The 1202-nt window shown below is 61.4% G+C and carries 1 protein-coding gene; it reads left to right on the forward strand.

Annotated features, from left to right (window positions below; all coding sequences use genetic code 11):
* The coding region (locus AC1DCP_RS26315) for a methyl-accepting chemotaxis protein (RefSeq protein WP_476774856.1) at positions 1 to 1202 on the forward strand (1202 nt) is incomplete at both ends.

Raw genomic sequence — 1202 nt, forward strand, 5'->3', positions numbered from 1 at the left:
CGTGGCATCACAACGCCGATTGCCCGCCTGCGGGAGCGTATGGTGTCGCTGGCAGGCGGCGATACGGCAGCCGAGATCGATGGCATGGACCGCAAGGACGAAGTCGGCCAGATGGCGGTTGCCGTTCAGGTGTTCCGCGAAAGTGCGATAGAGCGCATCCGCCTTGAACAGGAAACCGAAGCCAATCGCAGCCTTTCGGAAAAGGAACGCATCGCGCGCGAGCAGCAGAAGGCCAAGGAAGCTTCCGACGTCAAATTTGCTGTCGACAATCTGGCAACCGGTCTTTCGAAGCTTTCGGATGGCGATGTGTCCTACCGCATCGGCCAGCCGTTCACGGCGACACTCGACGGCGTTCGTAACGACTTCAACATGTCCGCCGAAAAGCTGCAATCGGCATTGACCCGGGTTGCGCAGAATGCMGGTGGCATCGGCGCGGGCGCAAACGAGATCAAATCGGCCGCCGACGATCTGGCCAAGCGTACCGAACAGCAGGCAGCAGCCGTGGAAGAAACCGCTGCCGCTCTGGAAGAGATCACCACGACTGTGAAGGATTCCACCAAGCGCGCGCAGGAGGCCGGCCTGATCGTCAGCCGCGCCAAGGCGGGTGCCGAACAATCCGGCGAAGTGGTACGCCGCGCCGTGGTCGCCATGGAGCAGATCTCCAAATCGGCCAACGAGATCAGCAACATTATCGGCGTGATCGACGAAATCGCCTTCCAGACCAATCTTCTGGCGCTGAATGCCGGCGTGGAAGCTGCGCGTGCGGGTGAGGCGGGCAAGGGTTTTGCCGTTGTCGCGCAGGAAGTGCGCGAACTGGCGCAACGCTCCGCCAATGCGGCCAAGGAAATCAAGGCGCTGATCACCACCTCGAACGATCAGGTGCAGCAGGGCGTTCAGCTGGTGGGCGACACCGGCAAGGCACTGGCGACGATCGTATCGGAAGTGCAGGAAATCAACCGGCACGTCGTCTCCATCGTGGAATCCGCGCAGGAGCAATCCTCCGGCCTCCAGCAGATCAATACCGCGGTCAACCAGATGGACCAGGACACGCAGAAAAATGCTGCCATGGTGGAAGAGACCAACGCCGCCAGCCACAATCTGGCCAAGGAGGTAGCTTCGCTCAACCAGCTTCTCGCGCAGTTCAAGCTCGCCGATACCGCCTATCAGCAGAAGAGCCAGCCCGCTCCGGTTCGCAATGCCGG

The organism is Agrobacterium sp. 10T429 (assembly GCF_056393925.1).